The organism is Pedobacter sp. WC2423 (assembly GCF_040822065.1).
GTDB lineage: Bacteria > Bacteroidota > Bacteroidia > Sphingobacteriales > Sphingobacteriaceae > Pedobacter.
This window is the reverse complement of the sequence record NZ_CP162005.1, coordinates 3,996,206-4,020,121: the sequence shown is the minus strand read 5'-3', so window position 1 is coordinate 4,020,121 and position 23,916 is coordinate 3,996,206. Positions and strand designations below refer to the sequence as shown.

The following is a 23,916-nucleotide window of genomic DNA, read 5'->3' as shown; positions in this document are numbered from 1 at the left end:
TATGATGAAGACAGTAATTTTAAGTTTAGTCCTGTTTTCAGGGACATTTGTACAACCTGCGCTTGCGCAGAAAACTGACGTGTCTGGTAAATTTAACCAGACTTTAAAAAGCTATTATGCTTTAAAGAATGTATTGGCTACGGATAAACCGGACGAAGCTCCAAAATTGGCGCTGGCATTACAAACCGCGGTCAGAGAAGTTCCGCACAAAGGATTTAAGGATACCAAACAACACCTGTTATGGATGTCCGAATCGGCAGTAATTCAGCAGAAAGCAGTGGCACTAAGCAAAAGTAATGACCTGAAAGGTCAGCGTAAAAGTTTTGAAGGGATCAGTACTGCGTTTATCAGATTAGCAAAAGGGTTGAAGCTGAATAATCAGGAAGCCTTTGTTCAATATTGTCCAATGGGTAAATTAAGCTGGCTGAATGAAGTGAAAGAAATACAGAATCCTTATTATGGGAGCCAAATGTACGACTGTGGTACTGTGAAAGATACGCTTGAAAAGAACTAAATATTTCTTATCATACATCAAGGGTTTTTGCCATAATTCCCTATATGTTTGTATAGTTATTTAAAACACAACATTTATGAAAAAGATATTTTTATTTCTGCTTGTCGCTTCTATCAGCACAGCATCATTTGCACAAACAAAGTGGTCTGCAGACCCGATGCATACCTTTATTAATTTTGAAGTTAAACATTTGGGGATCTCTTTTGTAAATGGGTCGTTCAAGAAATTTGAAGGCACAATTGATGCGGCTAAACCGGATTTAACAGATGCTAAAATCAACTTCACTGTGGATGTAAACAGTGTTACAACTGGTGTTGAGATGAGAGATAATCATTTAAAAACAGATGATTTCTTCAATGCAGCGAAATATCCAACGATGACTTTTGTGGGTTCGTCTTTCAGGAAATTGAAAGATAATAATTATGAACTTGCTGGTAAACTGACTATCCGTGACGTAACGAAAGACGTGAAATTCAATGTTATTTATGGCGGTATAGCTAAAGATCAGCAGGCAAATACAAGAGCGGGCTTTCACGCTACTACCACAGTTAACCGTTTAGATTATAACATTAAATATGATCCAAGTGGAATGGCAGTCGCTAAAGACATCAAAATTGAATTAAACCTGGAATTCGTTCAGGCTAAATAATATTCTTGTTTAAACTAAAGAGGGGTTGTTTAAGCAGGTAAATGCTTAGATAACCCCTTTTTTAGCTTAAAAATTATGGCAAACTTATCAGAGCTTAAAAATTTAACAGGAAATCTTCCTGTTCAGGACGTACTGATGCCTGTTTTGTTTATTGGTCACGGTTCACCAATGAATGGGATAGAAGACAATGAATTTAGTCAGAAATGGGCTGATATGGGTCGTACCATGCCTGTTCCTAAAGCGGTTATTGTAGTTTCGGCACACTGGTTTACCAGGGGAACAGCGGTTACTGCCATGAACTTTCCGAAAACGATCCATGACTTCGGTGGATTCCCGCAAGCTTTATTTGATGTCGAATACCCTGCACCAGGCAGTCCTTTGCTGGCCGCAGAGACGGCAAAGCTGATGACCAGTACAGACGTGGTTTTAGATCATGACTGGGGACTGGATCATGGAGCATGGACAGTATTACAGCATATGTTTCCAAAGGCTGATATTCCTGTGTTACAATTGAGTATCGATTATACGAAAGATCCAAAAGCACATTATGAGCTGGCTGCTGAACTTTATCAGCTCCGCAAGAAAGGAGTATTGATTATGGGCAGCGGTAATATGGTTCATAACCTGAGGATGATGAATTGGGAAATGATAAACGGCGGGGGATATGACTGGGCACTTGAAATCAATGAGCAGTTCAAATCACTGATTCTGAATAAAGAGCATCAGCCGCTAATGGCTTATCAAAACCTGGGTAAAGCAGCTATGCTCGCCATTCCGACACCAGAACACTATTTGCCGTTATTATATACCTTAGGCTTACAAAATGACAAAGAAGAAGTTGTGCTTTTCAACGATAAGGCTGTTGGTGGTTCTTTGACGATGACTTCTGTACGGATTGGTTAGCTGCTGTTCAATCGAAATGATGTCCTGTAACATTTGTAAAACGTTCTTTTAAGGCAGTGTATGAGGCTTGTTTTTTTTTATAAATTGCGGGCTAAGTTTAAATTAATGAAGAAATTCTGCCTCTTATTTTTATTGGGTCCCAGCATCGTGCAGGCTCAGGAAAAACCTGTTTTAACTGTAGAAAGTATTATGCGTGACCAGAAATGGCTGGGTGTTTCTCCATCTGATTACCACTGGTCTGGTGATAGTAAAACAATTTATTTCAAATGGAACCCTGAAAATAAAGAGAATAATGAGTCTTATAAAGTTGACATTTCTGCTGGAAAACCAGTAAAGACGACGGATAAACTGGCTGATCAGGAAAGTATAGGTAACTATATTTATAATAAAGACCGTAGTTTGGGCCTGATTGAAAAATCGGGTGATTTATTCCTGTATGTTTTTAAAACAAAACAGCGGCGCAGATTAACAAATACTCTGGAAGCGGAGCGTAATCCTGTTTTTTTAAACGATGGGACGATTGCTTTTCAAAAGGGAAATAATTTATATGCGCTCAACCTAAATACTTCAGAGTTGAAGCAGCTGACCAATTTTGTTTCCGGAAAAAAGACTTCTGCGGTTAAAAATGCGCAGGACAGCTGGCTAAAAACCGAACAGGATGGACTCTTTGAAGTACTTAAAAGCAAGAAAAAGCAGGAAGCTTTCAGGCTGGCTAAAAAGAAAGGCCAGTATGGAGAGGATAAATCTTTAAGGGCAATTGAATTGGGGAACCAGCAATTGAGTAATTTAGTGATCAGTCCGGATGGGCGTTATATCAACTACAGGCTGAAGCTTCAGGCGGAGGAAGGCAGAGAAACGATTGTCCCGAATTTTGTGACCGCATCCGGATATACTGAAGATATTCCTGGCAGAACCAAGGTAGGAGAGCCTTTACCGGCTTATGAGAATTTTATCTATGATCAGCAAAGGGATACTGTTTATAAGATTCAGCTCACAAAGATCCCTGGCATTAAAGACCTGCCAGACTATCTGAAAGATTATCCAAAGGAGCAACAAGCGGCAGTTAAGAAAAATGAAGACAGGAAAGTCAATTTATCAGCGCCCATTTGGAATGCTGCGGGTACAGTGGCTGTTTTAACAGCAGAATCACAGGATAATAAAGATCGCTGGATCTTGAAGCTGGATGCAGCTACAGGGGATTTAACTCTTCTGGACAGACAACGCGATGAAGCATGGGTTGGCGGGCCTGGTATCAATTCTGATAATTTGGGATGGACAGACAACCAGCATGTATATTTTCAAAGTGAGGCAAGCGGATATGCGCATATATATGTTGCTGATGTCTCTAACGGGTTTAAGCGTCAACTCACCAGCGGAAAATGGGAAGTGAAAAATCTTTCTTTAGCTAAAGATAAACAAACCTTTTATTTCACTGGAAATATAGCGCATCCAGGCATTACGCATTTTTATAAAGTAAGCGTGAATGGTGGTACACCCATTAAAATTACCAGTATGAAAGGTGGAAATGAAGTTATTTTATCTCCTGATGAACAGTGGCTGGCTATTAATTATTCTTACATGAACAAGCCCTGGGAGCTTTATATTCAGGCGAATAAGCCAGGGGCTAAAGCAATTAAGGTAACTGAATCCCCTTCTGCGGAGTTTAAAGCTTATCCATGGAGAGAACCGGATCTGGTTTCTTTTAAAAACAGGTATGGCGATGAGGTATATGCGCGGGTTTATCCGGCTTTAAAGCCTGCTGCGAATCATCCTGCGGTAGTATTTGTGCATGGTGCGGGCTATTTACAGAATGTACATTACTGGTGGAGTCAGTACTCACGGGAATATATGTTCCATAACCTGCTTGCAGATAATGGCTATACAGTAATTGATATCGATTATACAGCGAGTTCCGGATACGGCAGAAACCATCGTACAGGTATTTACCGTCATATGGGTGGTAAAGATTTAACGGATCAGGTAGATGGCGTAAAAATGCTGGTAGACAAGTACCAGGTAAACCCGCAGCATGTAGGTATTTATGGCGGTTCTTATGGTGGGTTTATTACTTTGATGGCCTTATTTAATGAGCCTGATGTTTTTGCTTCTGGCGCAGCACTACGTTCGGTAACGGACTGGGCGCATTATAACCATAGCTATACTTCCAACATTCTGAACGAACCAGTTAATGATTCACTGGCTTACAGGCGCAGCTCTCCAATCTATTTTGCCGAAGGTTTAAAAGGAGATTTATTGATGTGCCATGGCATGGTGGATGAAAATGTACAATTCCAGGATATAGTCCGTTTGAGTCAGCGTTTGATCGAATTGGGCAAAAACAAATGGGATCTGGCTGTTTATCCTGTTGAAGACCATGGATTTGTGCAGTCTTCGAGCTGGACAGATGAATACAAAAGGATCTTTAAGCTGTTTGAAAGGACGTTAAAGAATTAAAATAGAGCAGGCTGATTCTTTGGTTTATGTGTATAGCTTTTGTCTATGGGGCCATCAATATTAAGTATCTGTTATCTTTTCAATAGTATTGATAAAGAGGCAATATTGATGTATTTTTGCACAACGAAAAAAAGAACATTATGATTAATATAGGTGAACAATTTCCAGCTTATTCAAAACCAGCTGTAGTTAGTATAGAAAAAGGAAAAGAGTTTGAAACATTAACTTCTGAAACTTTAGTAAATGAGAACAACCAATGGACTTGTATGTTTTGGTGGCCAAAAGATTTTACTTTTGTTTGTCCAACTGAAATCGCTGAATTCAACGCTAATTTCGGTGAATTCCGTGACCGTGACACTACTTTAATCGGTGCTTCTACAGATTCAGAAAATGTGCATTTGGCATGGAGACACAACCATGATGATTTACGTGGTTTAAAATTCCCAATGCTTGCTGATACTTCTAAATCATTAGCTGAAGCGCTTGATATTTTAGAGCCAACAGAAAAAATCGCTTACCGTGCAACTTTCATCATTGATCCACAAGGAATTATCCGTTGGGCCAGTGCAAATGACTTAAGTGTTGGACGTAACGTAAAAGAAGTATTAAGAGTACTTGATGCTTTACAAACTGACGAACTTTGTCCTTGTAACTGGGAAAAAGGTGAAGCAACTTTAACAGTTTAATTTTTGAAATTCCTGTTTATTTTTAAACAGGGTTTAATTCATAAAAACCCCTGTAAATGCATTTTGCAGGGGTTTTTTATATCCACAGCAGCTGCTTTTTAAGCTAAAGGCAGCTTTAAATCATAAAAAAATGAGTGAAAGTACTGAAACCATAGAAGAATTATTAGCCCTTGCAGGTCTGAACGAAGGCTATAGAAACGAAAGTATCCATTTACTGGAAAAAGGTAATTCAAGATATGTACGTGACTTAAAATTAAATTTCAGCAGTACCCTGACTTCAGCACATATGACTGAAAAAGAATGTGCTTTACTGGGTTTAAGTATTGCAATTAATAACAACAACAAAGTATTAACTGATTTCTTCGAGAAGCATGCGCAGCAAAAAGAAGCGACAGCAGAAGAAATCGCTGAAGCGGCTGGTTGTGCTTCTTTACTGGCTTTAAACAATGTACTTTATCGTTTCCGTCACTTTACGGCAAAAGAGAAGTATACCCGTATGCCTGCACGTGTAAGAATGCAATTGATGGGCAACCCGGTAACTGGTAAAGAATTTTTTGAATTAATGAGTTTAGCAGTTTCAGCTGTAAACGGTTGTGAAATGTGTGTAAATGCACATGAAGAATCTATTCTGGCTTTGGGAGCGACTGAAGAACGTGTATTTGATGCGATCCGTATTGCTTCAATCGTTACTTCTGCTGGTAAGATCCTTTACTAGAATTAACCAATTTATTGAAAAGGAGGTGCCTGAAAAGAGCCTCCTTTTCTTGTTTGAGCCTGTTTTGAAAATATTTAAGTATTTATTTGGATTTGCTGAACAGTGTTCAGTACATTTGTACGGTATAATTTAAGGATATGGGTATATCAGAGAGAAAAGAGCGGGAAAGGGAAGAGATGAAAACGATGATCACTACTGCGGCCATGAAAATGTTCCTGGAGGATGGTTATGCGAAAACTTCTATCCGTAATATCGCCGACGCTATTGAATACAGCCCCGGCACTATTTACTTATATTATAAAGATAAAGATGAGTTACTCTTTGAAGTTCAGGGGCAAGCTTATCTGAAGTTATTAGAAGCATTCAGGCAAAATGTGACCAGTACGGATCCGCTGGAAAAGCTGGAGCAACTAGGTAAAACCTATGTTTCTTTTGGTTTGGCTAACCCGGAGCTATACGATCTGATGTTTATCATCAGGGCGCCTACCAACGTCGATGAAACTGTTCATGGAGATAATGGTGATGCTACTTTTAATTATCTGATTGATTGTATTCATGAATGTATCCAGGCAGAACTGTTAATTTTTAAAGATGCAAACCAGGCGGCACTGCAAATCTGGTCTATGGCGCATGGACTGGTTTCTTTAAATCTTCGCTGCCGTTTAAAGGTGATGATCCCAGAAGAAGCTTCAGTTCCTGAAATTTTGCATCAGGCGATAGAAGAATATTTATTTTCCATAAAGGCTTAGGCCTTTTTTTTGACCCATTACTAAACACTGTTTATTATGTATACATCATTTATTAAAGCATCTGTTCTACTCACTGGATGGCTGCTCATTTTAGGGAAACCAGCCATGGCGCAACAGCAGAGCAGGCAACTGGATGACTATATTTTATTGGCTTTTGGACAGAACCAGGGCCTGAAGCAGCAAAACTTTGACCTGGAAAAATCTTTGTTTGCTTTGAAAGAGGCTAAGGCAATGTATTTGCCTACGGTGAGCATGTTAGGAAGCTACACCAAATCTGCGGGCGGCAGGACAATAGATGTGCCGGTTGGTGATCTGGTCAATCCTATTTACAGTGCGCTTAATCAATTGACTTCTTCGTCTAAATATCCGCAGATAGCGAATCAATCGTTTTTATTGAACCCGGATAATTTTTATGATGTTAAACTCAGAACATCACTTCCGCTGATCAATGCTGAAATCCGTTATAATAAACTGATTAAACAACGATTGATCAGCAGCCAGCAGGCTGCGGTGAACGTTTACAAAAGAGCGTTGGTCAAAGACATTAAAACTGCTTATTACCACTATTTTCAAGCCTTACAGGGAGTAGAAGCTTACCATAGTGCGTTATTGCTTATAGATGAAAACATCCGTGTAAATACGAGTTTACTGAAAAATGGGGTTAGAAATGGGACTGCTTTATTAAGAGCACAGACAGAGCAGGAAAAAACCAATGCTGCGTTAATTAATGCGCAGCGTAACGTGGACAATGCCAGTGCTTATTTTAATTTCTTATTAAACCGGCCTTTAAAGGAGGCAATTCTGATAGACAGTGTTGCCATTGCCAATGTGTTAGTTGTACCGGATACCACAACGGGCATTAGCAGGCGGGAAGAATTAAAGCAATTAAGTAGCTTAAAAGAGGTCAGCAATCTGGATTATAAATTACAGCGGTCCAATTTGATACCTAAGCTGAGCACGTTTATAGATCTTGGATCGCAGGGAATGGATTTTAAAGTCAACGATAAAACAAGATATTATCTATGGGGTGTCAATTTGCAATGGGACATTTTTACAGGAGGTAAAAATAAATTCCGTGCGGCACAAGCACAGTCAGATATTAAGGCAAATACAGCGAAAATTGATGAAACGGAGCAGTCGTTTAAATTGCAGCTTGCCCAGGCTTATAACAATTACAGGGCTGCAAAAGCCGCCTGTACAAGTGCAATTTCGGGCTTGTCTTTCGCTGGAAAATATTACAGAGATCAGCTCAAAGCATACCGTGCAGGGCAGTTATTATACCTCGAACTGATCGACGCACAGGATCAGCTAACCAGTGCAAAACTGAGAATGGCCGATACACAGGCCGACTTACAAATCACGCTTGCTGAACTGGAGCGTGATCAGGCAACCTATCCATTGAATAATTAATATTAAAATATAAACGAAATGAAAGCTATTCATTATGCTGCGCTATTGCTGGGAGTACCGTTATTTTACGCTTGCAATACCTCAACACCAGTTGCCAGTACGGCAATGGGAAACGATACGATCCCGGTTCAGGTTATGAAACTTAACCTGGAAAGCAGTAATGCCGCGATCCCGGTATCCGGACAATTTACAACGAACAATGAAGTCATGCTCTCTTTTAAGACGGGTGGAATTATTAACAGTCTGCTGGTTAAAGAGGGCGATGCAGTCAAAAAAGGGCAATTACTCGCAACTTTGAACCTCACAGAGATTAATGCACAAGTGCAGCAAGCTCAACTGGGTTATGAAAAGGCCAGGCGTGATTATCAGCGGACAAAAAACTTGTACACTGATAGCGTAGCTACTTTAGAGCAATTGCAAAATAGCAAAACTGCGCTTCTGGTTTCTCAGCAGCAGCTCAATCAGGTTGATTTTAACAGGAAATATTCAGAGATACATGCGCCAGAAAATGGCTTTATTTTAAAAAAGATGGCTGATGTAGGCCAGCAGATTTCTTCCGGTACTGCTGTATTACAAACCAACGGGGCACAATCCGGGAAATGGGAGTTAAAAGTAGGGATCAGCGACAGGGAATGGGCGATTTTGAAATTAAATGATCCGGCAAAAATAGAGACTACTGCTATGCCGGGACAGGTTCTGGATGGAGTAGTGAGCCGTAAGTCTGAAGGGGTTGATGCAGCTACCGGAACGTTTACAGCTTATATTAAGTTAACAGGACAGACGCCAAAAGCTATTGCTGCCGGCATGTTTGGAAAAGCAACGCTAAGCCCTTCAAAACAGGCGGAGCATAAAGGAAACTGGCAAATACCATACGAGGCATTGTTAGATGGTGACGGAAGCAGCGGTTATGTATTTATTACCAATGATAACAAAACTGCACATAGGGTAAAAGTGACGGTTGCGGGAATTGAAAAAAATACGATAACCATTAGTGAGGGGCTGGAGAATGCTGGGTCATTAATTATTTCTGGATCAGCGTATTTGACAGATAACAGCAAGATCAGTATTCATTCACCATTAAAAGTAGCGAAATGAAAATATCAGATTACGCTGTAAAAAACAGCCAGTTTACGCTGGTGATTTTCCTGATGATCATTGTATTAGGGATTTCCAGTATGCTCAGTATGCCCAGATCGGAAGATCCGGAGATGCATGCACCGGCTTTTTCTGTGATTATTGTTTATCCGGGAACCAGTCCAAGGGATATCGAAGACCGGGTGGTTACCCCTTTGGAAAAGACTATTTCGGGATTGGATGATATCAAAAGAATCCGAACGAGTATCTCTAACGGAGTGGCCGTTTTACGAGTAGAATATAAGTATAGCAGCAGTGTTGAAGGAAAATATCAGGAAATTGTAAGAGAGGTTAACAGCAAAAGAAGTGAATTACCGGCTGATATTTATAGCATAGAAGTACAGAAACAACAACCTTCAGATGTGAATGTATTGCAGGTTGCACTGGTTTCAGAGAATGCGCCGCGCAGCAAGATGCAATATTATGCAGAAAAGCTTCAGGATGAACTGGAAAAGGTAGCTGCATTAAAGAAAGTATCCATTTTCGGTTTGCCAAGACAGCAGGTTAGGATAGAGCTTGACCTGGAAAAAATGGCACAGATGAATCTTCCGGTTGGTGCTGTGAAAAATAGCCTTCAGAGTGAAATGGCAAGTATACCGGGCGGAAGTATTGATGCTGCTCACCAGACTTTTAACATTGTAACCAATGAATACAGAACCTTAGATGCAGTTCAGCATACGATTGTTTATGCGGCAGGCGGGAAAAATATAATCTTAAAGAATATTGCCCGGGTTTATTACGGATATGAAGAAGATAAGCATATTACGCGTTTAAACGGACACCGGAGTTTATTTATAACTGCTGCTCAAAAAGAAGGAGAGAATATTAGTAAAACGCAGAAGGCTTATCAGCCGGTGCTGGCAAATTTTAAAAAGACATTACCTGCTAATATTGATTTGGTACAGAATTTTGACCAGGCAGATAATGTAAATAGAAGGTTGACAGGTTTAGGACATGATTTTATAATTGCGATTTTACTAGTTGCAGTCACTTTATTGCCACTAGGGATGCGTCCGGCAATTATTGTGATGATTTCAATACCGCTTTCGCTGGCTATCGGGATTGTTTTATTACAGTTGTTTGGTTTCAACCTGAATCAGCTTAGTATTGTCGGACTGGTAGTTGCATTGGGGCTCCTGGTGGATGATAGTATTGTCGTTGTGGAGAATATTGAAAGGTGGATGCTGGAAGGGCACAGCCGTTTGGATGCCACTTTAAAAGCGACTAAACAGATCGGTATGGCCGTAGTGGGTTGTACTATTACTTTGATTATAGCCTTTATGCCACTGGTATTTTTACCAGAAGGTTCTGGCGATTTTATCAGATCGCTGCCACTGGCAGTTATTTTTTCGGTACTGGCATCAATGTTGGTTTCTTTAACGATTATCCCTTTCTTATCCAGCAGGTTATTGAAAACTCACGTTGGGAATCCAGAAGGAAATATGTTGATGCGTGGGCTGAAAAGATTGATTCATGGCAGTTATGCACGTTTATTGGATAAAGCGTTGCAAAGACCTTTGTTAACCATTTCGATCGCGTTTGTACTTTTCGCAACTTCTGTATTTCTTTTCAAAGTGATTGGATTCAGCTTGTTTCCTGCGTCAGAAAAACCACAATTCCTGGTGAATATCACTACGCCAAATCAAACTAATTTGTCTTATACTGATGGGGTCGCCAAGGCTATTGAAAAGGAATTAAAGCAGGAATCTGAAGTAAAATATTACTCTTCTAATGTAGGAAAGGGCAATCCGAGGATCTACTATAATATTATACCAGAGAACGACCGCAGCGATTTTGCGCAGCTATTTGTACAACTGGACGAGGATACTTCTCCTGATGCCAAATTAAAGCTGATTCAGAAGCTACAGAAGCGTTGGGCACATTATCCGGGTGCAAAGGTCGAAGTGAAGAATTTTGAGCAGGGACCGCCTGTAATTGCGCCGGTTGAGATTCGTTTATTCGGAGATAACCTGGATACGCTGCGTCTGCTTTCTATCAAAGTAGAAAAGTTATTGAAGGAATCACCAGGTACAATGTATGTCAGAAATCCTGTAAGCTTACTTAAAAGTGATATCCGTGTAGTTGTCAATAAAGAAAAAGCACAATTATTAGGAGTTTCCACCATAAATATTGATCAGATAGCAAGATTGGCGGTTACCGGGTTAAATATGGGAACCTTTTATAACAATGATAACAAAAACGGCTACGGTGTACTGCTGACACGTACCAAAGAAGGAAGGCCAGGCATGGACGCTTTCCGGAATTTGTATGTTGACAATGCAAAAGGAAATGCTTTGCCGATGAACCAGGTGGCAGATTTGAAACTGGAAGCTTCACAGGCAGTGATTAATCACCAGGAAAAGAAACGTGTAGTCTCTGTACAGGCCAATGTCAGGGATGGTTTTTTGGTTAACCGGGTTATTGATGACGTTATCCTTAAAATGGATAAGGTTCATTTGCCAGCTGGCTATAGTTATGAAATGGGTGGTGAAGTAGAATCCAGGAACAACTCCTTTGGTGGATTCCTGAACATCATTCTGGTCACTGTGTTCTTATTTATTGCAGTGCTGATCCTGTTATTCAAAACGTTTAAAAGTACGCTCATTGTTTTATCTGTTATTCCTTTGGGGGTGGTAGGAGCTGCGGTAGCCTTATGGATAACAGGAAATTCACTTTCTTTCGTAGCTATTATAGGTTTGATTGCGCTGGCAGGGATAGAGGTAAAAAACACGATTCTGCTGGTAGATTTCACCAATCAGCTCAGAAAGCAAGGGAAAGGTTTACAAGAAGCGATCCGGGAAGCTGGTGAAGTCAGGTTTTTACCTATCGTATTAACTTCGCTGACTGCAATTGGTGGGTTGATACCGATCGCAATTTCTACTAATCCATTGATTGCACCTTTAGCCATTGTTTTGATAGGCGGGTTGATCAGTTCGACTTTATTGTCGAGGATTGTTACACCGATTATTTACGAGCTGATCCCTCCGGTAATTGAGGTTGAAGAGCAAAATCCAGTGGAAGAATAAGAAGATGAATGACCATAAAAAAGGAGGCGTCCCTAAACAGGAACGCCTCCTTTGAATTATAATAAATAGCTATGCAGAGTTTCTACCTGCATTTACTATCCCGTAAACGGTTCTGATGGCCAGTTTTTCATAAGATTCAAGTTGTTCATCATCCAGTTCATGCTGTAAGTTCTCTAAAGCAAAATGCTGGATCAATACTAAAGGAAGTACAATCTTCTCTCTGACTGCAATCGATCTTTTTTCTACAGGGTAGTTTTCCATCAGCGTAGTATGTCCTGCTAATTTTAACAGCATTTCTTTGGAGCTTTCATACTCATCACGGAGCATTTTCCAGAAATCACCGAATTCAGGATCTTTGGCGAAATGTGCAGTAATAGAGAAGTCTGTTTTACTCATCGACATCATTCCGTTGTCTATGATAGTTTTAAAATAACCGGATTCCTGGTAGGTTTTGCAGATCTTATCCCAGTTTCCTGAAGCTTCCTGGTTCTTTAAAGCGGTACCTATTCCATAAAAACCTGGTATATTCTGTTTCAGCTGTCCCCAGGCAGTTACAAAACTGATTGCCCTGAGATCTTCTAAACGTAGTTTTTCACCTGAACTTCTTTTGACAGGCCTGCTGCTGATTGTAATTTTAGACAATAAGCTCAGTGGAGAGAAGCGTTCCAGATAATTTAAAAACAAAGGGTGTTTACGTAAAGCAACAAAAGCATCAAAACTATCCTTTGCCATTACATTTAAGATGTCCTTGTGGGGTGAATCCAGTAAGATATTGTGTTTTTCTTTTAGGCCGGACGAGATACCTGCATTAATTAATTGCTCCATATTAAACTCCGCACTATCAATAGAGCCGTATTGTGAACTGATCGTTTGTCCCTGGATAGTCAGTTGTATATTTTTATTGGCAATTTCTTTCCCCATAGAAGCGTAAAAGCGGTGAGTTTTGCCTCCACCTCTCGATGGAGGGCCCCCGCGGCCATCAAAAAAGGCCAGATGTATGTTATGGGCTACCGAAGTTGCAGTTAAGGCCACCTTGGCGTTAAAAATAGACCAGTTGGCCATCAGGTAACCACCATCTTTAGTGCTATCTGAGAAACCAAGCATAATGTCTTGTTTATTCCCTCTGCTTTCCAGATGTTTTCTGTAAAATGGATGCGTATACAGACGTTCCATGATTTGTGAAGCACCTTCCAGGTCACTTACCGTTTCAAACAGCGGTACAAAGTCTATAGTCAGTTCTTTTTCATCCCATCCGTTCCATAGAAACAATTCCATCAGCTGAAGGATATCGCTGGCCTGCTGGCAATTGCTGATAATATAACGGTGACAGGCCAGTTCTCCATTTTGCTGCTGAATCTGTCTGATCTCCGCAATGGTTTGCAGGGTATCAGTAGTCAGGGAATCTGCATCGCCCGAATAATTTACTTTTGCGGTTTTGAAAGACAGCAATTCTATTTTTTCTTCTTCTCCTAACTCATCAAAGTTTTCAGGGAAAAGAGAAATAATAGGTTTGAATTGTCTGCAATAAGCATGGACACTACGAAGTACTCTGCTATCCTGTCTGATGTCAAGAGAGGCAAAATGACTTCCGAAAAGTTCAACTTTACGTATCAGATCGTCTACCAGGTCTGCAAACAGGCCATCATGGAATTCGATCAGGGTATCTTTAATCTGATTCAGGTTCTCTACCAGGAAATCTGAAATGTTGGTCGGTTCAATATTAGTGTCAAAGGCATTTTTATAGAGTACATCCTGAACTTTATAAACTGTTTCTTCTACTCCTCTGAAAGTAATTCTTCGTTTCAGTTTCCTGAAATCTCTGTAATAACAGCGGAAAAGGATTTGGCGAAGCATCTTTGAAACCTGTATGGTATCCTGTGCGTGCACATTCGGATTACCATCACGGTCTCCGCCTGGCCAGAAACCAAGTTCTATTGCTTTTTTTGAAGGGATATTAAATTCTTCAAGACTGCTTTCTATTTCTGACTGTATATTGGCCGCGGCGAAGTAAAAAACATTCTCCAGGTACCAGCTTAAGCTTAGGGCTTCATCAACCGGTGTGGGAGATTTCTTATTGAAAAACGGAGTTTTACCTAATTGCTGTAACAACTGGTTAATGGTCACAATATCATTGATCTTAATTGCCGCAGTCAGATCGTTAATGATAGAGAGCACACTACCCGGATAAAACTGTGTCGGATGTGCGGTGAGTACCAGGCGAAGTGAAAAATCTTCGATCAGTTTGGCTATTTTATCATGAAGTTCTGCATTGAATTCGCTTTTTTTCAACATAGACCGCAATGAACTATGGTCTTCCGCTGTGTTTAATTTGGTAAATGATGCATCTTCAACAGCGTCAAATAATACAACCTGACGTTCAATATATTGAATAAAACGGAACAGTAAATCTATAATATCCTTAGCATCTGTGGTTTGGGTATACCGCTCAAAAAAGCTCTTAATAATTTCAGCAGGAGTCTTGAGATTCTTGACACCATCTTCGCAGTGTTTAATAAAAAGTGGCAGCAATGTACCAGTATCCTTGATTTTATAAAATGGGAGGGTTAGAAACAGGCTGTTGTAAAGTTCGAATCTGGAGACAACTTCGTTGTTAAAAATGGATTCTCTTGGCCCTGTAACTCTTAGTTTCTGCGTCATAACAAAAGGGTTCTTTTTGGGAGCTTAAGCTACAAAATAATGACGGGAAGATCTATAGAATAATGTTAATAAATTTTGTTTGCTTTTTAATGACAAATACTATAAATTGCTTTCATTAAGGTTTTTTAACTCTTTTAAAAGTATAAGCATTCGTTGTGTGTAGCGACATTGTATTTTTTTGTAAAATGAAACAGGCTGTCTTTTCCGGACAGCCTGTTTTTATTTTAGTGAACGTCAACAGGGATGTCGACGTTTTTCTTGAATTTCTGCAAATAAAGCAGTGGTATAGAACACAATAAAACCAGTCCTACTAACCAGTAAGCATCACTGTAAGTCAGTAATAATGATTGTTTGGTTACTGTACCATCAATTGCTTTGATAGCCATTACTTTAGCATCCAGCATACTGTAGCCTTTAGACATAAAATTATGAATAAAAGCATTCATTCTGTCTGTAAATGCAGGATTATACTCGTTGACATTAGCCAGCAATGTGCTTCTGTGGAATCCCTGGCGGGTGTGGATTAAAGTTGTTAAAGCTGCGATACCAAATGATCCGCCCAGTTGTCTCATCATATTGTTCAATCCCGAACCCTGACCAATTTCTGCACCTTTAAGATCCTGAATAGCCAGAGTCGTTAACGGAACAAACAATAGTGCCATTCCAATACCTCTGATGACCAGTGGCAGGAAGAAATCATTCGTTCCCGAAGAAAGCGTGGATTTGCTCAGCATATTACAGAAAACAAAGAACAGGAACATCCCGATTGTAGCCATAAACTGAGCAGGGATTCCTTTTTTAAGGAATATACCAATAAAGGGCATCATCATGATGGTACAAATTCCACCTGGGAATAACAGCTCTCCGGTTTGTAATGCGGAAAAACCTAATAGATTCTGACAGAAAACCGGAAACACGAATACAGATCCGTATAACCCGAAACCCAAAATAAACGAGGTCACCATACCAATAGAGAAACTTCGGTGACGCATAATCTTGAAGTTTACAATAGGGTGGTCTGTAGACATCTCCCTCCAGATAAACAGCAATAAACCAATTGCTGATGCTACCGATAACGCAATAATATAAGGTGTTGCGAACCAGTCTTCACTTTCTCCTTTTTCCAGTACAGTTTGTAAACTACCTACTGCAATTGCCAGTAATGCGATACCCCACCAATCGACAGGTAGTCCCTTTCCATCCTTCGGAGTGGCCTTTATATAGGTTATTGTACAGTACGCGGCGAGAATTCCGACGGGAATATTCACGTAAAAGATCCACGGCCATGAACTGATGTCCAGAATATAACCCCCGATAGTCGGGCCCACAGTCGGGCCTACTACGGCACCTAATCCAAAGAGTGCGGTGGCTATACCTATATCTTCACGCGGCCAGGTTTCAATCAGAATAGACTGTGCAGTAGAGATCAATCCCCCTCCGGCAATCCCCTGAAGGATACGGAATAAGATAAGTTCTTCCAGTGTGGTTGCATTACCGCATAAAAATGATGCTATCGTAAAGACAATGATGGAAGTCAGAAAATAATTTTTACGCCCGAAACGACTGCCCAGCCAACCCGACATGGGCAGGACAATTACATTCGCAACGGCATATCCGGTTGATAACCAGGCGACATCCTCGAGAGTCGCACCCAGGTTACCCTGAATTTGTGGTAAAGCCACGTTTACAATAGTGGTATCAATCAGCTCCAGTAACGAAGCTGTGATCACTGTAAACGTGATTATCCATTTTTTAAAACCATACTCGGCCATTTTTTTAGTCTTTTGTAGTTACAGAAACTTTAACACTCATACCCGGACGTAATTTTTCCAGCATTTCTTTTGAGGCCTTAAGTTTAATTTTAACAGGGACACGCTGAACAACTTTTACAAAGTTACCTGTTGCATTGTCTGGAGGAAGAAGAGAACCTTTTGCTCCTGTAACAGGAGAGAAGTTATAAACTTCACCTGGGATTTTCTGATCCGGGAAAGCATCAACTTCAACTTCCACTTTCAAACCAGCGCGGATTTCTTCTAATTGTGTTTCTTTAAAGTTTGCAGTTACATACAGGCTGTTTTCATTCACAATAGAGAATAAAGACTGTCCTGCCTGAACTAACTGACCTTTTTGGATACTTTTCTTAGAAACGATACCTGTTGCAGGGGCTTTAATCTCCGTATAAGATAATTGCAATTTGGCAAAGTCAACATCAGATTGACGTTGAGATACACCATTACTGCTTACTGCAAGCTGAGATTTTGTCGTACCGATTTGTTTAAGGGCAACTGTATATTGATCTTTTGCCGCATTATAAGTAGCCTGTGCAACATCTCTTGTTGCTTTAGCCTGGTCAAATTGCTGTTGAGTGATTGACCCGTCTTTAATCAGGTTCGCATAACGGTCAAAATCTTTTTGTGCCTGCCATAATTTTACTTTAGCAGATTCGATATTGGCTTTAGCAGTTCCTGTATTTGCTGAAGTGGCAACGATCTGAGCTTGTGAAACACCAACACCAGCATCGGCACCTTTCTGACCTGCCATTGCTTGTTCCAATTTCAATTTATAGTCCCTGTCGTCTAAGGATACTAATACCTGGCCTTCAGTAACTTTAGTGTTTTCTTCAAATTTGATCTCATTGACATACCCGCCAACACGTGCAACTACCGGGCTGATATCGCCATCAATCTGGGCATCATCGGTATCTACGTGTTTGCTGTAGTACATATATTCTTTCACGCCAAATACGGCGCCTATAACGATTAGCACAGCTAATATTATAGGGACAACTTTACTTTTCTTTTTAGGTTCAATTGTCGCTTCTGTTGTTGATTCTGTAGTCATTACTAGATGGATTATAATATTATTGAGAAATTTTTCCTGTTGATTTTAATAAAGTATAATAGGCGAGGCCTGCATCAGCTTTTGCAAGCTCTAAATTGATCTTTGCCTGGTATAAAAGGGTTTCAGCATCAATTCTGTCTATTGCAGAGGCTACGTTGTTCTTGTATTTTGATTCCAGTAACCTGTCATTTTCAGTTGCCTGATCGATGGAAGTTTCCAGTACTTTGATTTTGTTTTTAGCCACCTGGTAAGTCTGGTAGTTTCTGTTGATCTCCGTTTTTACGTTATCAGATTGAATGTCTTTCTGAATACCGATGCTTTTCTGCTGAACTCTTGCTTCTGTTACCTTATGTTTATTAGTCCACAGGGTACCAATGTTCCACGAAAGGGTAGCACTGGCGGTCATTGGCATGATATAATTATTTGATTTTGGTAACAGGCTTCCGTTAGGATTGATGTAGTAAACGTCTGCGCCGATACCAAAAGTTGGAGTTGCATTTGCTTTGACCGATTTGATATCAATCTCTGCAACTTTATTTTGTAAGTCCAGTTGTCTTAATTCCTGACGGTAAGCTAATGCCTGATCAATGTAAGCACTCAGTGGAGCAGCATCTTTCTGACCGGTTGAAGGGTCTGTAATATCAATCTGTGTATCTTCTGGTAAGCCTAAAAGGATGTCCAGGTTGTAATTGATGATCTTACGGTTGCTCTCAATGTCCAGATCTGTCAAAGTAATATTTGCCTGTTGCAGCTGGAATCTTAATACATCGTTTTTAGTCACGATCCCTTGCTCAAAAAAGCGTTGTGATTGTTTCAGCTGACTTGCAACAGAAGCTAAATTTTGTGCGACAACCTTTTTACTTTGAGCTACCTTATACAGGGAGTAGTAAGTATCGATCACCGCATAAGTTACTTCTTCCTGGTTTTTATCTGCATCCAGGCGGGCAACATCAGCAAGTAATTTAGTACTCTCTCTCGCATATCTCATCTTACCACCGCCATAAACCAGCTGTTGTACTGAGGCTGTACCTACAAAGGCATCAGCGCGTTTAGGAAGGAATATCGGGCTGCCGCCGTCTAAAACCAATTCATGGGCAGGAATTTCTGCGTGATTATAGAGTACACTTGCTTTAGCTGTAGGAAGAGAATTATCTTTCGTGACTTCCAGTTTTGCCATTGCTTCTTCAATTTTATTCTGAGAAAGCTTCAGGTTCTTGCTGTTTTCTATCCCTAACTGAATCGCCTCCTGCAGCGTCAGTTTTTTCACGTTCTGTGCATAGAGCATGCCTGGCAGCAGGAGAGCGAAGCAACTCATTTTAATGGTTTGGTGTATCATTTCTGGGGTGTTAAATAGGTGGTGACCAAATCTTGCAGATGTGCGATTAAGCGGTCGGTTAAAATTTCTTTGTCTTTTGGGATGTTAATGTCCAGTGTAGAGCCTTGTGTGATTTTATTTGGCATAGTAGCTACACTGGTGATGGTACCCATAATTGATGCCATGAGCATCCGGGTATCTACTTGTCTGAATGAGCCGTCAGCCACCCCATTGTTAATGATGTTTTCAATGACCTGCATATTTCCGGTCATCGCGTCTCTTAATTGAAGACACATTTCGGGACGTTGTGCTAAGGAGATCTCTCTGTACATCATTTTATGAAAAGGGATATCTGAAAGGATTCTATGGGCATATCCTTCAATTACTTTCATTAGTTTCTCCAGTGGGAGGATGCTGTCTTCATCAATACTCAATAACTGGGCTTTGAACCCTTTAATTCTATCATTGATTACTTCGATAAAGACACCTTCTTTAGATCCGAAGTAATAATTGATCATAGACATATTTGCCCCTGATTCTTTTGCAATCTGGCGGGTTGAAGTTCCTTCATACCCTAACTCAGAAAACAATTTTTGAGCAGCTATTAATATACTTGTTCTTTTGTCTGGCTTTTCCATTTATGATTTGATGGGACAAAATTAATCAATCGATTGATTGAATTGATATAAGAATAGTGATTCTAATCATAATTTACATATTGCTGACAATATAAACGGTGCTTCTTTTTGGATAAAGCACTGAATTCTTTCTTATTTGAAATAAATCAATACCTTTGGTTCATCAATATTTTAATGATGATTAAAGAAGAAAATAACAAAAGTTTTGATTGGGTTTATTCAGTTTTAGGCCTGGTATGTGGTATTGCTACTGCAGCAGTAATTTCAGGTAGTTTCCTTTGGTCACTATTTGGTGGCGTTTTAGGATTGATTATGGGAGCAGTTTTCCTTGGATCAGTTGTAAAAGGACGTAAATACTAGTTTAAACAAGTCTCTCAAACCAGTTTACCAGTTTATAAACTAAATTTAAAAAATGAAGAAGCTCAATCTGCTGATTGTAATGGCATTATTTGCTTTTACAGTAAATGCGCAAGAAGTTAAGTTCCCGGGGCTGGATACCAGCCCGGCAGATATTGCTTATTTCCCTTTAAATACAACTAAGGTTAAAAAAGGAGAAGATGCTGCACCGTTAATCAAAGTAATTTATTCAAGACCTTCTGTAAAGGGGCGTGAAATCTTTGGTAAACAGGAAGCTTTTGGAAAAGTATGGAGATTAGGTGCTAATGAAAGCACTGAAATCAGATTTTTCAAACCAGTAGTTATTGGCGGCAAAGAAATTCCTGTCGGTGCTTATAGCTTGTTTGCTATTCCTGAACAAGATAAATGGGTGGTGATTGTCAATAAGCAAACTGACCGCTGGGGAGCATATACTTATGATGAAACCAAAGACGTAGTCAGAGTAACAGTTCCTGTTAAGCCTTTAACCACAGTTGTGGAAGCTTTAGCAATTACTTTTACACCAAATGCATCAGGTGCGAATTTAATTATCGGATGGGACAAGACATCAGTTGAAGTACCAGTAACGATTAAATAATTTCATTTTTTCCTCAACTGAGGATATAAAAAAAGAGGAAAGCCCGTTGGACTTTCCTCTTTTTATTTATTTAATGTGCGCTTCCTGCAAAGAATTTCAAGCCCAGAATAGAGCCAATTAAAGTTGCGATAAAAAAGATTCTCCAGAAGTTTGCTGGTTCGTCAAAGTATAAAATACCTACGATAACTGTTCCAACAGCCCCAATGCCAGTCCATACGGCATAAGCTGTACCCATTGGTAAAGTCTGAGTGGCCTTATTTAGAAATAAAAAACTTAAGGTAATACAAGCAAAGAAAGCTATACTCCATTTAAGGTTAGAGAAGTTATTGGAAAGCTTAAGACTGGTGGTAAATCCAACCTCAAATAAACCCGCAATAATCAAAATAATCCAGTTCATAATTTAATAATTTGCTGCAAAAGTACGGCCTCAGGCTGGCGTGACTTTTTACAAATGTTAAAAAATGAATTATTTGATCTCTGCCCTGATTCGGCTTAAAGTAACCTGTGTAACCCCAAGATAAGAGGCAATATGACCTAAAGGAATCCGCTGAATCAATAGCGGGTCTGTTTGCAGCAGATCAACATAGCGCTCTTTAGCTGGCTTAAACAAACGCCCGATGTAAGATTCCTCGGTTTTAATCAAGATAAGTTCTGCCAGTTTTCTGCCCCAGTTGGCCAGTTCTGTATGTGTATTATATAAAGCTTCCAAAGCTTCAGTCTTCAATTCGTAGAGCCTGCAGTTTTCCAGCAGCTCTATACTTTCATAACCAGGTGTATTGTTAATATAGCTATGGTAGGAAAGAATAATATCACCCTCCATGCCAAACCAGAAGGTGATGCGGTTGTCTTTGCCATCCACATAAGCACGTGCAACCCCGCTTTCTATAAAATATAAAGAGCGCTCTACTTTTCCGGCACTGATAATCTGATGACCTTTAGGAAATTCCACTTCTTTTAATTCTTTCAGCAGCAGATTCAGATGCATTTCCTTTAACGGATAAATGCTTTTTATGGACTTCAGGGTATTTTGCAAAATGGTCAATTATCTTGCTTTAGGAATAATAGCAACTGTTAAACGGCTGATGCAATTCATTTTCCCTCTGTCATCATAAATTTTGATGTCCCAGATATGTGTTTTTGCACCTTTATGAATAACAGTACAAATTCCGGTAACTTTTCCGCTTTTAACCGGACGTAAGTGATTGGCATTAATTTCAAGCCCTACAGCCTGGTATAATTCAGGATCTATACACATGAAAGAGGCAATACTGCCCAGTGTTTCTGCAAGTACTACGGAGGCTCCTCCATGCAATATTCCGGCAGGCTGATGAGTACGCTCATCTACAGGCATGGTCGCGGTTACCGAATTCTCACCAATCGCTGTAAATTGAATAGCTAAAAGCCCGCCCAAATGGTTTTTTGGCCTGTTGTTAAGCTGGTCCGGGGTAAATTCAGTAAACCAGATCATAAGTATCTTTCGTTAATAATTTGTGTATGGTGCATTAAATGTCCGGCAATCACATACAGTAAAGCACGCACAGAGATTTGTCTTTCAGAAGCCGTTCCGCTGCGTTTCAGCTCATGATCATTCAATGATTTAAATAAGTACAGGTTCGCTTTTCTGAGCAAGCTGAATTCTTCTGCAAAGCTGTTCAGATCGCGGTCTGAAAAATGTGCATTCGCTACATAATCATCTTCCTCAAAACCTGGTAAAGCAGTTTGCTCCAGACGGGAAAAACAGGTTAAGCGGTAAACTAAAATTCTTTCTGTATCAATAATATGCCCTGCCATCTCTTTGAGCGTCCATTTGCCTTGTGCATAAGCATAATCTGCCTTAGCGGTCAATGTGTTTAAAAAATCTGGAAACTCATCAGCCTGACGTTCTAAGAGTTCAATAATATCACTATTAACTTTTTCAATGTAAGTCAATGCCCATGCCGGGTATTCGTTTGGTTGAGGTCGGTTCATATTTAATACTGCTTTTTAGGATGATTCGAAATGTGGTCCCTTTGCCTAATTCAGAGTCTTTGACGAAGATCTGACCACTATGATAATTTTCTACAATTCTTTTGGTTAAGGATAGTCCAAGTCCCCAGCCTCTTTTTCTTGTGGTATAACCGGGTTGGAAAACAGCATCAAACTTAGATCTCGGAATACCTTTTCCTGTATCTGTAATGTCTATGAATACTTCTTCTTTTGCCAGATGTTCAATAATATTGACCGTAATGTGTCCTTCATTCTCAATGGCATTGGCTGCATTTTTAAGCAGGTTTTCTGTCACCCAGTCAAATAAAGGAATATTTAGCATGGCACGTACCTGGTCATCACCGGTGATGGTGAAAATCACTTTGTCAGAAGTCCTTAACTGGAAATACTGGATGAAATTGCTGATGACAGAATAAACGACATGATCTTCCAGTACAGGTTTCGAGCCGATCTTGGAAAACCGGTCTGTAATGACTTCCAGTCTTTTGAGGTCATTCTCCATTTCAGCAATTAATGGGTCATCTTCGGCATTGAAGCGGGATTTCATGAGTTCTATCCAGGCCATGAGTGAAGAAATAGGAGTTCCCAGCTGATGTGCTGTTTCTTTCGCCATCCCAACCCATACCTGATCTTGTTCAGAACGTCTTGCAGAACTGAAAGCCACATAGGCTGTTAGTAAAAAGAGGCCGATTACCCCAAGCTGAATAAATGGAAAATAGCGCAGCTGGGTTAAAATAAAGGAGTCTTTATGGTAAATGTGCCATATTTTGCCGTCCAGGCCAATAATTGGTGTGCCGGGATGCTGTAATTTCATTTGCCTCAGCTCTCTTTCAAAATAGGCAGGATCGTACGTTTTTTTGTACTGTTTTTCTACGCCATAGTTTGTTTTTGCGGAATCCAGTCCCTGGTAGGAATTGATCAGTCCATCTCCGTCGGTCATAATTACCGGGAGTTTGGTGTTTTTCGTAATTGTTTCGATCAGATCAGTAAAGCGGTCATCATCATACATGACTAAAGACTGTTCGGTTACTTTGACATAAAGCTGAAACTGAACTTGTTCTTCGCGCTCCATCTTTTTAACGAAAAAGTCACTGTAGAACACCGATGCGGTTCCGATTACAATCGCAAAAATAAGGAGGAAGAACTTCCAGCGGCGTTTTTTTTCGTAAGGATTCATAGAATATTCAGGCAAATTACAAAATAGCATTCAAAAAGACATCAATAGAACGGTAAGCGCTTAAAAAATATATCTTTGTGATTCATAA

22 protein-coding genes are annotated in these 23,916 nt (G+C 40.0%); 12 read left to right on the top strand and 10 right to left on the bottom strand.

All coding sequences use genetic code 11. The annotated features are described in order from the left end of the window. Position 1: 1 nt before the first annotated feature. The 10 genes from AB3G38_RS16700 (at position 2) to AB3G38_RS16655 (ending at position 12,240) form a co-directional block, all read left to right on the top strand. A complete protein-coding gene (locus AB3G38_RS16700) occupies positions 2 to 514 on the top strand; it encodes a DUF3347 domain-containing protein (RefSeq protein ID WP_367864971.1) in 513 nt (170 codons plus the stop codon). A gap of 76 nt (positions 515 to 590) precedes the next feature. Then, entirely contained in the window at positions 591 to 1,163 is a 573-nt protein-coding gene (locus AB3G38_RS16695; protein ID WP_367864970.1) for a YceI family protein, read from the top strand. 75 nt (positions 1,164 to 1,238) lie between these two features. Then, positions 1,239 to 2,066, top strand: coding sequence for a 4,5-DOPA dioxygenase extradiol (ygiD, locus tag AB3G38_RS16690; RefSeq protein ID WP_367864969.1), 828 nt, complete (start codon positions 1,239 to 1,241; stop codon positions 2,064 to 2,066). 105 nt (positions 2,067 to 2,171) lie between these two features. Next, positions 2,172 to 4,520, top strand: a complete 2,349-nt coding sequence (locus AB3G38_RS16685; protein ID WP_367864968.1) for a prolyl oligopeptidase family serine peptidase — start codon at positions 2,172 to 2,174, stop codon at positions 4,518 to 4,520. A gap of 140 nt (positions 4,521 to 4,660) precedes the next feature. Continuing rightward, the gene (locus AB3G38_RS16680) at positions 4,661 to 5,206 is read left to right on the top strand and encodes a peroxiredoxin (RefSeq protein WP_068404771.1); all 546 of its coding nucleotides are present in this window, start codon (positions 4,661 to 4,663) and stop codon (positions 5,204 to 5,206) included. 130 nt (positions 5,207 to 5,336) lie between these two features. Continuing rightward, on the top strand, positions 5,337 to 5,921 hold the full coding sequence (locus tag AB3G38_RS16675; RefSeq protein ID WP_367864967.1) for a carboxymuconolactone decarboxylase family protein: 585 nt from the start codon (positions 5,337 to 5,339) through the stop codon (positions 5,919 to 5,921). Between the two features lie 137 nt (positions 5,922 to 6,058). Beyond that, positions 6,059 to 6,670, top strand: a complete 612-nt coding sequence (locus AB3G38_RS16670; RefSeq protein WP_367864966.1) for a TetR/AcrR family transcriptional regulator — start codon at positions 6,059 to 6,061, stop codon at positions 6,668 to 6,670. A gap of 36 nt (positions 6,671 to 6,706) precedes the next feature. Further along, positions 6,707 to 8,080 carry a TolC family protein gene (locus tag AB3G38_RS16665; RefSeq protein WP_367864965.1) on the top strand — a complete coding sequence of 458 codons (1,374 nt, stop codon included), beginning with the start codon at positions 6,707 to 6,709 and terminating at the stop codon, positions 8,078 to 8,080. Between the two features lie 18 nt (positions 8,081 to 8,098). Beyond that, positions 8,099 to 9,175, top strand: a complete 1,077-nt coding sequence (locus tag AB3G38_RS16660) for an efflux RND transporter periplasmic adaptor subunit (protein WP_367864964.1) — start codon at positions 8,099 to 8,101, stop codon at positions 9,173 to 9,175. After that, entirely contained in the window at positions 9,172 to 12,240 is a 3,069-nt protein-coding gene (locus AB3G38_RS16655) for an efflux RND transporter permease subunit (RefSeq protein WP_367864963.1), read from the top strand. Before AB3G38_RS16660 ends, AB3G38_RS16655 begins: the two co-directional genes overlap by 4 nt. A 69-nt stretch (positions 12,241 to 12,309) precedes the next feature. Here AB3G38_RS16655 and AB3G38_RS16650 read toward each other — a convergent pair whose 3' ends face one another. From AB3G38_RS16650 to AB3G38_RS16630, 5 genes are all read right to left on the bottom strand, one after another. After that, a complete protein-coding gene (locus AB3G38_RS16650; RefSeq protein ID WP_367864962.1) occupies positions 12,310 to 14,898 on the bottom strand; it encodes a phosphoenolpyruvate carboxylase in 2,589 nt (862 codons plus the stop codon). A gap of 224 nt (positions 14,899 to 15,122) precedes the next feature. Beyond that, the gene (locus AB3G38_RS16645; RefSeq protein ID WP_068404785.1) at positions 15,123 to 16,670 is read right to left on the bottom strand and encodes a DHA2 family efflux MFS transporter permease subunit; all 1,548 of its coding nucleotides are present in this window, start codon (positions 16,668 to 16,670) and stop codon (positions 15,123 to 15,125) included. A gap of 4 nt (positions 16,671 to 16,674) precedes the next feature. After that, on the bottom strand, positions 16,675 to 17,739 hold the full coding sequence (locus tag AB3G38_RS16640; RefSeq protein WP_367864961.1) for an HlyD family secretion protein: 1,065 nt from the start codon (positions 17,737 to 17,739) through the stop codon (positions 16,675 to 16,677). A gap of 19 nt (positions 17,740 to 17,758) precedes the next feature. Next, entirely contained in the window at positions 17,759 to 19,054 is a 1,296-nt protein-coding gene (locus AB3G38_RS16635; RefSeq protein ID WP_367864960.1) for a TolC family protein, read from the bottom strand. A 17-nt stretch (positions 19,055 to 19,071) separates the two neighbouring features. Then, a complete protein-coding gene (locus tag AB3G38_RS16630) occupies positions 19,072 to 19,692 on the bottom strand; it encodes a TetR/AcrR family transcriptional regulator (protein ID WP_367864959.1) in 621 nt (206 codons plus the stop codon). Between the two features lie 174 nt (positions 19,693 to 19,866). Between AB3G38_RS16630 and AB3G38_RS16625 the strand changes: the two genes are divergently transcribed. Both AB3G38_RS16625 and AB3G38_RS16620 read left to right on the top strand, forming a co-directional pair. Next, positions 19,867 to 20,052 (top strand): hypothetical protein, encoded by a 186-nt coding sequence (locus tag AB3G38_RS16625; RefSeq protein WP_245952621.1) that lies wholly within the window; start codon positions 19,867 to 19,869, stop codon positions 20,050 to 20,052. Between the two features lie 52 nt (positions 20,053 to 20,104). Further along, positions 20,105 to 20,665: a DUF2911 domain-containing protein gene (locus AB3G38_RS16620; RefSeq protein ID WP_367864958.1), complete on the top strand. Its 561-nt coding sequence runs from the start codon at positions 20,105 to 20,107 to the stop codon at positions 20,663 to 20,665. Between the two features lie 70 nt (positions 20,666 to 20,735). Here AB3G38_RS16620 and AB3G38_RS16615 read toward each other — a convergent pair whose 3' ends face one another. The 5 genes from AB3G38_RS16615 to AB3G38_RS16595 all read right to left on the bottom strand — a co-directional run bounded on the left by AB3G38_RS16615 (position 20,736) and on the right by AB3G38_RS16595 (position 23,828). Further along, positions 20,736 to 21,062: a multidrug efflux SMR transporter gene (locus tag AB3G38_RS16615; protein WP_367864957.1), complete on the bottom strand. Its 327-nt coding sequence runs from the start codon at positions 21,060 to 21,062 to the stop codon at positions 20,736 to 20,738. A 69-nt stretch (positions 21,063 to 21,131) separates the two neighbouring features. After that, entirely contained in the window at positions 21,132 to 21,698 is a 567-nt protein-coding gene (locus AB3G38_RS16610) for a Crp/Fnr family transcriptional regulator (RefSeq protein ID WP_367864956.1), read from the bottom strand. Between the two features lie 9 nt (positions 21,699 to 21,707). Continuing rightward, the gene (locus AB3G38_RS16605; protein ID WP_367864955.1) at positions 21,708 to 22,133 is read right to left on the bottom strand and encodes a hotdog fold thioesterase; all 426 of its coding nucleotides are present in this window, start codon (positions 22,131 to 22,133) and stop codon (positions 21,708 to 21,710) included. Next, positions 22,130 to 22,633: a DinB family protein gene (locus AB3G38_RS16600; RefSeq protein WP_367864954.1), complete on the bottom strand. Its 504-nt coding sequence runs from the start codon at positions 22,631 to 22,633 to the stop codon at positions 22,130 to 22,132. Before AB3G38_RS16600 ends, AB3G38_RS16605 begins: the two co-directional genes overlap by 4 nt. Continuing rightward, positions 22,581 to 23,828, bottom strand: coding sequence for a HAMP domain-containing sensor histidine kinase (locus AB3G38_RS16595; RefSeq protein ID WP_354299571.1), 1,248 nt, complete (start codon positions 23,826 to 23,828; stop codon positions 22,581 to 22,583). Before AB3G38_RS16595 ends, AB3G38_RS16600 begins: the two co-directional genes overlap by 53 nt. Between the last annotated feature and the right edge of the window lie 88 nt (positions 23,829 to 23,916).